The organism is Sneathiella sp., from assembly GCF_036960985.1.
Taxonomy (GTDB): Bacteria; Pseudomonadota; Alphaproteobacteria; order Sneathiellales; family Sneathiellaceae; genus Sneathiella.
In genome coordinates, this window is the sequence record NZ_JBALWD010000060.1 from 1 (window position 1) to 9838 (window position 9838).

A 9838-nucleotide genomic window follows, 5' to 3' on the forward strand; every position below is an offset into this window, starting at 1 on the left:
GGGCCTCTACTGGAAAACTGCCGCAAAAAACTTACCAGCTCTTGAGCCATCATCTCATGTTAATTCAGACTGCCATCCGCCCGAAATCCATGAATATGAATTCCGTCAAAATTGAATGCTCGTTTCCTTCCAGCACCCAAATAGTACCCACCGTAGAGGAAAATACAAGAATATAGGGAGCCGCAAATATTTATAACTTATTGTTTTTACTTAGTAATGCATGTAAAAGAATATTGATATCTCCTAAACCCTCTTCCTCCGAAGGCAGAGGTCACACGTTCGAATCGTGTCGGGTGCGCCAATCTTTTCAATGACTTAAGTAGAGAAAAACCAATTGCTATTATGACTGAGTCACCTTTAGATCATGCGGCAAAACCGGATCAATCCCTGTTTGCCAGTGACAAGGCCCCAGATTGGTATCCGTCCGGCAAGTAACTGTTGCCTACATCGCAGATTGGCCGAAAGCGTTCTGGCTGATCCTGCAAAAAGCTAATTTTGTAATATGGAAATGAGTAGCCCATTTTATATTAAGGAGAACGGCCAACGGCGCCGGACCTCTCTCTAATTGTCCGCTCTGATCCCAGAACCAAACATGGCGTTGTCGCACCTACGATGTCTGTTAAGTGCCAAAAGCGGACATTCATGGAAATTGTGCGAATGGCTACTCATAGTTCATAATTGACAAGGCTGTGTTGCCGCTGAGTGATATTGATGACCGATCACAACGTGAAATAATGGGCCAGTGCAGAAGTTCGTTTAGTTTGCATGAGCTTCCGGGTTGCGAACATAGCGCCCCTTGCAGTAGGCTCTCGCGACAACTAGGTAGACGCTAACGAAACCTTCTTAGCCCTATAAATCCAACTGAAGACGACGTCTTTTTCTGTGAATTACGCTGGTCCATCAATTTGTAAGAGTTTCGGGTAGCCTATTGAGGTTACACAGAAGAAAGAGTCTTTCTAGGTATAATTCTCGACCACTAACCGGCATGTTGCAGTGGCGATAACCTCTTCTTCATTGGTTGGAATCACCAGAACATCGACAGTTGAGTCCGGAGTGCTAATAACGGTGGCGTTTGCGGCATTGGCGCTTTCTTCCAGACAGACGCCTAACCATGACAAATGGCCACAAATCTGCTTTCGGGCTATTGGGGCTTTCTCGCCAATACCTGCCGTAAAGATAATCGCGTCAAGCCCTCCCAAAGCGGGAAGTAGGGCACTGAGTTCGGCAGCCGCGCGATAACAGAATAAGTCGATGGCTTCCTGGGCATGCGGGTGGCGGTTTTCGAGCAAGACCTGCATATTATTGCTGATCCCGGAGACGCCGCGCAGTCCGGATTTGGTATAGAGCAGATCCTGTACCTCCGCCGGTGTCATGCCCTGATCCTGAATCAGATGCAGGATGACGCCTACATCCAAAGATCCGGGCCGACTGCCCATCATCAGGCCGTCAAGTGCCGTAAATCCCATACTGGTGGCGACGCTTCGCCTGTTTTTCATGGCACACATACTAGCACCGTTTCCAAGATGGGCCACAATCACCCGGCCCTCTGACTTGTTCCCCAGGTGATCCGGCAGGACACCGGCGATATAATCATAGGACAGGCCATGAAAGCCGTATCGGAGTAAGCCGTCGTCGGCAAATTGGCGGGGCAGCGGGAAAATCTGTGCAAGGCGCGGTTGGGTTCGATGGAAACTCGTGTCGAAACAGGCAATTTGCGGTACATTCGGCATTAGGGCTGAAACGAGGGAAATGGCGGCCAGATTATAGGGTTGGTGGAGCGGAGCAAGCGCCTGAAGCTTTTCCAACTCACTAATGACGTTCTCGTCCAGTAAGGCCGGCCTGGCAAACTGCTGCCCACCATGCACAACCCGATGGCCGACGGCGATAACAGTATCCCCTTGAGTATGGTCCTCCAACCAACAGAGGAGACGACGCGTCAGAGCTGTCTGGTCTTCCTCAACGTCCAGAACGGCCAGATCCCCCAGGGGCAGGTCACGGCCAGTTGGCCCGAGGGCTCGAAAGACAGGCGCTCTCTTGATGCCGGCAATCTTCCCAGTAATCAGCGGTGTAGACCCCATTATGGATACTGGATAGAGGGCGAATTTTATACTGGAAGATCCTGCATTAAGGATCAAAATCACATCGGTCATATGGAGAGTTTCCACCTAAGATGAGAATAAAGCAAGGCAAGAGCCTGCAATTTCTAATGACCGGCGGTTATCATTTGGTCCGCAGATAGACTAGCCAATAGGTGAGGGCAACAAAGCCGCTACCGCCGACGATGTTTCCAAGTGTGACCGGCAGCAAGTTCCAGAACAGGCCGCTCAAAGTCACATATTCTGATCCGTCTTTGTTTGGCACACATTCGATAAGGCGAACCAAAGCGACACTCATTTACCGCAAGACGGGAAACCTTCGGCCGGTGCAACTGCTATTAGGACATTCCAAAGTCGAAAGCACCGCCAGATATCTTGGTATTAAGGTCGATGGCGCCCTTGCAATCGCCGAGCAAGTCGACGTCTGATATGCCGGGGTAGAGCAGACATACTCTGCCCCATTCAGCGGGGGTCTGCTTAGTGCAAGAAGCGGTCACTAGGTAAACTTGAAGCGAACGACAATTTCGAACCCAAGGTGTGACGATGCCCATTTTTGAAAAAAAGGATTAGTATTTATACTCAACTTCAACCGATGATACTAAATTTACTTGATTGTTTCTCTTGCGCGATACACTCTTAACTGAGAAGTTATGTTTCTGCTGCTGTCAATTCGACATGAGTTCTCTGTAACCTTTTGTTGGCTCATGGCGTAGATATATGAAATTCGCCATGCTTTGAAATATATACTTGTGAGATAAAAATAAATAAAAACTGTCACAAAAAGCCCAAAAAACGAGAACCGTTTAAGTACAATAAATAATGTTAGCACGGTTCTTCGAATAACTGTTTACCGACTTACTTGGAGGCGGACAGTATAACTGGAGCCAATACGACTTTTGCTAGCGAGCCGATCAAAAAACAATGGCTTTTCAAAAAAGAGGGAGTTTCGCAACGTGAATATATTAAAAAAACCAACTAGAACGGCGATTGCTGCGATAGCGCTGGCGGCAGGAGTTTTTTCTGCTGGCACAGCAACGGCAGAAGAAACCTTCAAGGTCGGCATTGTCACTTTCTTGTCTGGCGGCGCGGCTGAAAGTTTTGGGGTGCCGGCATGGAATGGTGGTAAAACCCTAATAGAAGCTCTCAACCGTGGCGGCGAGGTGCCTGGACCATACGGAACAAAGGGTTTCGGCGGTATGAAGATCGAATATGTGATCGTTGACGAAGCCGGAGGCGCGACAAAGCAAGTACAAGAGTTCCGTAATCTGATTCAACGGGAAAAAGTTGATGCGGTTCTCGGATATGTAAGCTCTGGTGATTGCCTCGCGATACCGCCAGTTGCAGACGAACTCAAAGCTTTTACAATATTGTATGATTGCGGTACTCCTCGCGTGTTTGAAGAGGGCTCGTATAATTATGTATTCCGTTCAGCGGCTCACGCAGTCATGGATAATGTTTCGTTGGCTCGCTACATAAAAACACACGATGTTAAAGCCGATACGATAGCTGGTATCAATCAGGATTACTCTTGGGGTAAAGACTCATGGGCTGACTTTATTGCTTCTATGGCAGTAATTTCACCGGATTCAAAAGTTGGCACTGCTTTATTCCCGAAAATTTTTGCTGGACAATATGGTACAGAAATTTCTGCTTTGTCGCGGAAGAAACCGTCTTTAGTACATTCAAGTCTGTGGGGCGGTGACTTGCAGGCATTTATATTGCAGGCGGGTGCTCGCGGTTTGTTTGAACGGACACAAGTAGTGTTGTCGGCCGGTGACCATGTTATTCCACAGCTTGGCAAGAAAATGCCAAACGGTGTTATTTTGGGTGCTCGTGGCGTGAACGGGCTCGCCGCAAAAATCGAAGGCAACGATCTTACAAATTGGTTCTGGGATGTTTACCAAGCAGAGCACAATGTATTCCCGGTTCAGGCACCTTATCGTATGGTTCAAGGCTTGCTGGGGTTAAAATCAGCTGTCGAAAAAGCTATGAAGGATAATGGTGGCAAGAAACCAACGTCAGAAGAATTGGCGAAAGCAATGACTGGCTTGTCTTGGGACGCCCCATCAGGCCGAATTGAAATGGCACTTGCTAATGGTCATCAAGCTATTCAGCCCAACGCAATTGGCCGGACCAAGTGGGATGAAGCTGCTAACGAGATGGTTCTCGTCGATGTGGAGTTCTATGCCTCTAGATGCGTCAATCCGCCTGAAGGCACCAAAGGAATTGACTGGATCAAAGCCGGCTTCCCTGGCGCCAAATGTTAATACCGCTAGCTTAGTATTCCGATAACGGGCCACGCGCTGGATTGGTTGCAGTGCGTGGTCATTTTTCATACCTTTTGTATTTTGTGGATGTTATTCCATGGATCTAATTGCAGTCATTCTCGTTGATGGACTAATTTATGGCGCTTGGCTGTTCATTGTGTCTGTCGGACTAACACTGGTCTTTGGTGTTTTAAATATCCTGAATATGGCGCATGGTAGTATTTATGCCATGGGGGCATATGCTACCGCTACAGCAGTCGGTGCCTATTTTGCTATGGGCGGAGAGGGCTTCCCCATGGGAAGTTATGCCGCCATGATCTTAGCAACCATTCTGGTTGCTGTTATTGTTGGCCCGGTTCTGGAAATTTTCCTTCTACGCTATTTTTATGGCCGCGATGAAGTAGTTCTGGTTTTGGTTACGTACGGTATTTTCCTTATCCTTGAAGATGTTATGAAACTTATTTGGGGCGTTGATCCGCTATTCGTCTATCAGCCCTACGATCTTCTTGGAACTGTAGAGTTCGGCCCGTTATTCTACGTCACCTATGATTTCCTCGTGATCGCGATTTCAATTGCGGTCGGCTTGCTAGTTTGGTTCGTGTTGAACCGAACAAATCAGGGAAAAGTGGTTCTTGCTGTCATTCATGACAGAGAAATGAGCCAATCCATGGGCGTAAATGTCAATAAGGTTTTCCTTGTCTCCTTTACTGCCGGAGTATTTCTTGCGGCACTTGGAGGGGCATTAACCGCACCAATGATATCAGTTTCGCCCGGAATTAGTGTCAATGTAATCATCCTCGCTTTTGCCGTTGTGATTATCGGTGGACTTGGATCAATTGAGGGGGCGGCGATTGGTGCATTATTTGTTGGAATTTCGCGAGCCGCATCCGTTCACCTAATGCCTGAAGCGGAATTGTTTAGCATTTATTTGGTAATGGCCGCCGTTCTGGTCTTTCGACCCGAAGGCCTATTCCAGAAAACCAAAGCGAGGAAAATATGAGATTGTTCGGCTCGGTTTGGATTGGCGCGATTGTGGCATTGATAGCCATGGTTATGGGCGGGTGGTTATTCCCCGAATGGGTTATGTTCTTGATGTCAATCGCGTTGGCCAAAGGATTGGTTGCGATGGGACTGGTTGGTTTGATGCGAGGCGGTTTAGTTTCTTTTGGTCAGGGACTTTATTTCTGCCTAGGAGCCTATGCGGCAGGATTTGCTTCTAGTTGGTTAAACATCACGGATATTTTTCTGCTAAGCTTAGTTGGGATTGCACTGTCCGCCACTATGGGAATCATTTTTGGCCCATTGCTCGCGTCTTATCGCGGTATCTTTTTCGCTATGTTGTCCCTATCATTATCGATGATTTTGTATGGTGTCCTGTCAAAAATGTCCTTTATTGGCGGTACGGATGGTATAAATATCTCCTCACCTACTTTTTTTGGATATGAGCCTGAAGGACGGGAACTGGGGTTATCAATTTATTTGTACACATGTCTGGTGACCGTCGTCGCAGGTTCCCTGATGCGTATTTTCTTTGACAGTCATCGCGGACTAATTTCGTTAGCGATCCGCGATAATGAACTTCGTGTCGAATATCTCGGTGCATCTGTTCGTTCAGTTATAAGTATCAATTATGTTTTTGCTGCTATTTTAGGGGGACTTGGCGGTGTGATTGCAGGCTTGGCCATTGGCCATGTAGATCCGGAATATGCCTATTGGACAACGTCAGGCGAATTCGTTTTCGTTGCTATTCTTGCGGGCCATTTGTCTATTCCAGCGGTGATTTTCAGTTCAATCGTCCTTGAAGTTGTTCGTTCTTTCTCCAACCTCTATTTTCCCAATACTTGGCAACTCTCACTCGGTATATTCCTGCTAATTGTCATATTGCTCTTACCAAAGGGTCTGGGATCATTGAAATTATTTACAAAGAAATCTGAGCGCGTCAAAGCAAACGATGTAGAGGAAAAATCATGACAGAGCCTGTTCTAGTGGCTGAGGGGCTTAACAAGAACTTTGGTGCTGTGACGGCTGCACGCGATATTAACATTGCCATTCCAAAAGGCGCTGTTTGGAGCCTCATTGGTACAAATGGTGCCGGCAAAACAACTTTTGTTAATATGGTGACGGGTTATACAAAACCTGATCAAGGAAAAATTCTTTTCGATGGAAAGGATATTACCAATTATTCGCCGCGAAAGGTCACCCGAGCCGGTATCCGCCGATCCTTTCAGATACCGCAACTTTGTGCTGAGTTAAACGTGCTTGAGAATATGCTTTTGTCGCTCAGTATCAATGCGGATCACCCGCCGTCTTTTTGGCGTAGCGCTAAAGGCCAACAAGAGAATGAACGCGCCTTGATAGTTCTGGAACAATTTGGAATTTCTGATTACCGTGATCGGTTGATTGGTGAGTTGCCGGCGGGGGTCCGTAAATTACTTGATATCGCAATGGCGATGGCGGGATCCCCAAAAGTAATGTTGCTCGATGAGCCGACCAGCGGCGTGGCTGCAGAAGAAAAATTCCCTATTATGGATCTTGTTATTGATGCGTTGCGGGCAGCCGATGTCACCATCGTGTTTGTTGAGCATGACATGGATATTGTCACTCGGTATTCGGAACGTGTTCTGGCTTTTTATAATGGTGGTATAATTGCAAATGATACGCCGGAGGAGTTGCTCGCGGACCCTGATGTTCAGCGCTATATTACGGGGGGTCCCAAATAATGCTTGCCCTAGAAAATATAAATGTCTCTATACAGTCGGTTCCAATTTTACGGGATCTTTCGCTTAGTATAGGAGGCGGGGAGCTTGTTGGTCTGGTTGGACGCAATGGTGCTGGCAAGACAACAACCCTGCGTACTATAGTAGGACTGATGAAACCAACTCAAGGTACGGTAATATTGGATGGCACGGATATTACATCCCTTGATGCCCATAAGCGCCCGGCGCTTGGAATCGGCTATATGCCAGAGGATCGTCGACTAGTGCCACAATTGACCGCACAGGAAAATATTATGCTACCTGCATGGGTCAATAATGACATTGATGTAAAGACCTCAATGGAACTGGTTTTTGATCTTATTCCGGAACTGACAGAACTGGCAAATCGCAAAGCAATGCTGCTTTCTGGTGGGCAACAAAAGTTGGTGGCTTTAGGGCGTGCTTTGATGGCGGGCTCAAAAATCCTATTACTTGATGAGCCTTTCGAAGGTGTTGCGCCCGTTCTTGTTCAACGTTTGATGGAAGTTATTGCTGCTTTACGGCGCGAAAATCTATCAATATTAATTGCTCAATCTGAATTGATGCATTCGGTATCCTTACTTGACCGTGAATATGTTATAGAGCGCGGCGCCATTATCAGTGATGGAAGCGGCGCCAGCCGCGGTGAGAGAGTCCAAGCAGGCCAAAGTTCACGCCAAGTGACGCCTTAGCTCGATACAGCTTGAGTTTGATGTACGCTCAACAACGTCCGTCAATCGGCCTATAGCGATCATTATCACTCTTAAAGAGGGTTTGGACCGAGAGGCATTACTAAAGGTAGCCAGGACAAGCCCGTTGATGGTGTGGGGTAAATTAATATGACAATGCCAGGAAACATTTGTTTAGTCTGCTTAGCATCTATGATCAGACGAAATAGTTTGGACTGCGTATAGTCTGCTTTGTGCCATAAGCGGACGTTCGCTGAATTTGAAGCGAACGACAACTCCGAGCCCTTAGCGGACGTGATTGCCTTGCTATAAATTGAGGATGAGAGATTTTAGGTCACTGCAGCCAATTGCTTGATACAGATACGGGATGCTCAAATCAAGGTCAGAGAGGCATGTGGAGAAATATGTGATTTTTACTCCATCAGGTTTCTTAGCAGGTTATTCATCACAGTTTTGTATGGGCCTGAGTTTTCTCCGGCTGCAATTGCCAACGCAGCGCGGTCAAACATAGCAGACAAAAGATCGGCCATTGCAGCGATTGAGATGTCGTCCTTTTTGCCTTCCAGCATGAACCGAAGCCCTTGTCGTAGTTCCTCACCCCCAGTTCTCCAGTCAATTTCGCGCATTTCTACATGCCCAAGAATAGCCGGCCCTTCAATCAGCAAAAGCTGAGGGCGGCCTGATACTGACATGGCCTCAAAATATGCATTTGCTCCTTCCATCATGGCTTCAAGCGGCGTCATGTCAGTAGATGTACTTTCTTCGATCTCGCAGGCAACAGTCTCAGACTCGGCCAAAATAACTGAGCGAAACAGTTCAGTTTTATCTTCAAAGTGATGATAGAGCGCGCCTCGCGTTACTTGTGCGGCCTTTGCAATGTCGGGTGTGCTTGTTTCCGTAAAGCCTTTTTCTACAAAAAGTGCTCTCGCCGAGGCGATTAATGCTGATCTAGTTTGTTTGGTACGTTGCTCGTTAGAACGGCGCGTTTTTTTCTCTTGCATACATACAGCCTGTTTGTTAATTTACACATACATACAAAGTGTATGTTGTTTTTAAAGGAGAGAAAACCCATGAAATGCACACAGTACTATCCTGTCATAATGACTGACAAAGTTGCTGAAACCGCGGAATTTTACAAATCTCATTTTAACTTTACATCTGCATTTGAAAGTGATTGGTATGTTCATCTTCAGTCTGCGGTAGATCCAAGTGTCAACATTGCCATTTTGCAAGGTGATCATGAAACAGTCCCTCCCTCAGCAAGGGGGAAAGTTTCTGGCCTTATACTAAACTTCGAAGTAGAAGATGTGGATGCTGTTTTTAACAACGTAACAGAGAGCCGCCTACCAATCCTATTGGCAATCAAAGACGAAGAATTTGGTCAGCGTCATTTCATTACGCAAGATCCCAACGGTGTACTCATCGACGTGATCAAGCCAATTCCACCAAGCGAAGAATTTTTCAAACAGTATCGCGAAGATGCTGTCCCGAGTTAAAGTTTTTTTCCAAAGCGCCTCGCCTACCTGTATAGCTGCTATTCTAGTAACGACGGCGTTCTCCGCATAGTTATCGTTCCACTATCTGAACGGCGAGGGCCGCTACTGGCACAAAGCAGACATTCAGGATGGTGTCGCTACAAGTCTGCTTTGTGCCAATAGCGGACATTTGAATTTTTTTGATCAGGTATGCAAGGCGTGTTGGGGCGGGGAAATTTCCAATCACTTCAATGTGAGAATCTGTGACGGGACAGATAAAATTTCCATACTTTATAGTGGTTAAAAGCTGTGAGAAAATTCACTGCGGACTTGCTTGTATTTTTTGGGGGAGGTTGAAACAGTGAAACGGCAAAAGCGACAGATGAAACGTGGTAAAAATAGAAATGCCGGCTCGTCTGCGAAGAACAAAGCGCCCAAAACGAAACTCACACGGCGTGATTTTCTGCAGAAAATTGGATACGGCACTTTAGGAGCTACCATTGTTGGCAGTGGAAGCTGGTTTTTTGTTGAGGAAGTCAGAGCCACAGTGCGCGAAAGTGACTTATCGCAAATCGG

9 protein-coding genes and 2 pseudogenes are annotated in these 9838 nt (G+C 46.8%); 8 read left to right on the forward strand and 3 right to left on the reverse strand.

All coding sequences use genetic code 11. The annotated features are described in order from the left end of the window. Positions 1–956: 956 nt before the first annotated feature. Together V7723_RS19465 and V7723_RS19870 are read right to left on the reverse strand one after the other, a co-directional pair. Positions 957–2150: an acetate/propionate family kinase gene (locus V7723_RS19465; RefSeq protein WP_335686166.1), complete on the reverse strand. Its 1194-nt coding sequence runs from the start codon at positions 2148–2150 to the stop codon at positions 957–959. 70 nt (positions 2151–2220) lie between these two features. Next, a pseudogene (locus V7723_RS19870) lies at positions 2221–2319 on the reverse strand (formate transporter FocA); the annotation flags it as partial. A 22-nt stretch (positions 2320–2341) separates the two neighbouring features. On the opposite strand from V7723_RS19870, the pseudogene V7723_RS19875 reads away from it, so the two are divergent. From V7723_RS19875 to V7723_RS19495, 6 genes and pseudogenes are all read left to right on the forward strand, one after another. Continuing rightward, a pseudogene (locus tag V7723_RS19875) lies at positions 2342–2524 on the forward strand (tyrosine-type recombinase/integrase); the annotation flags it as partial. Between the two features lie 525 nt (positions 2525–3049). Then, the gene (locus V7723_RS19475) at positions 3050–4363 is read left to right on the forward strand and encodes an ABC transporter substrate-binding protein (protein WP_335686168.1); all 1314 of its coding nucleotides are present in this window, start codon (positions 3050–3052) and stop codon (positions 4361–4363) included. 97 nt (positions 4364–4460) lie between these two features. Continuing rightward, complete coding sequence (locus tag V7723_RS19480; protein WP_335686169.1) at positions 4461–5363, forward strand: branched-chain amino acid ABC transporter permease; 903 nt, start codon at positions 4461–4463, stop codon at positions 5361–5363. Continuing rightward, positions 5360–6334, forward strand: a complete 975-nt coding sequence (locus V7723_RS19485; RefSeq protein WP_335686170.1) for a branched-chain amino acid ABC transporter permease — start codon at positions 5360–5362, stop codon at positions 6332–6334. The genes V7723_RS19480 and V7723_RS19485 overlap by 4 nt, the downstream gene beginning before the upstream one ends. After that, the gene (locus V7723_RS19490) at positions 6331–7083 is read left to right on the forward strand and encodes an ABC transporter ATP-binding protein (protein ID WP_335686171.1); all 753 of its coding nucleotides are present in this window, start codon (positions 6331–6333) and stop codon (positions 7081–7083) included. Before V7723_RS19485 ends, V7723_RS19490 begins: the two co-directional genes overlap by 4 nt. Beyond that, a complete protein-coding gene (locus V7723_RS19495; protein ID WP_335686172.1) occupies positions 7083–7790 on the forward strand; it encodes an ABC transporter ATP-binding protein in 708 nt (235 codons plus the stop codon). The genes V7723_RS19490 and V7723_RS19495 overlap by 1 nt, the downstream gene beginning before the upstream one ends. A 410-nt stretch (positions 7791–8200) precedes the next feature. On the opposite strand, the gene V7723_RS19500 is transcribed toward V7723_RS19495, so the two are convergent. Then, positions 8201–8788, reverse strand: a complete 588-nt coding sequence (locus tag V7723_RS19500; RefSeq protein ID WP_335686173.1) for a TetR/AcrR family transcriptional regulator — start codon at positions 8786–8788, stop codon at positions 8201–8203. Between the two features lie 69 nt (positions 8789–8857). Here V7723_RS19500 and V7723_RS19505 point away from each other — a divergent pair, with 69 nt between their 5' ends. After that, positions 8858–9283 carry a VOC family protein gene (locus V7723_RS19505; protein WP_335686174.1) on the forward strand — a complete coding sequence of 142 codons (426 nt, stop codon included), beginning with the start codon at positions 8858–8860 and terminating at the stop codon, positions 9281–9283. 340 nt (positions 9284–9623) lie between these two features. After that, on the forward strand, positions 9624–9838 hold a 215-nt coding region (locus V7723_RS19510; protein ID WP_335686175.1), incomplete at its 3' end, for a twin-arginine translocation signal domain-containing protein.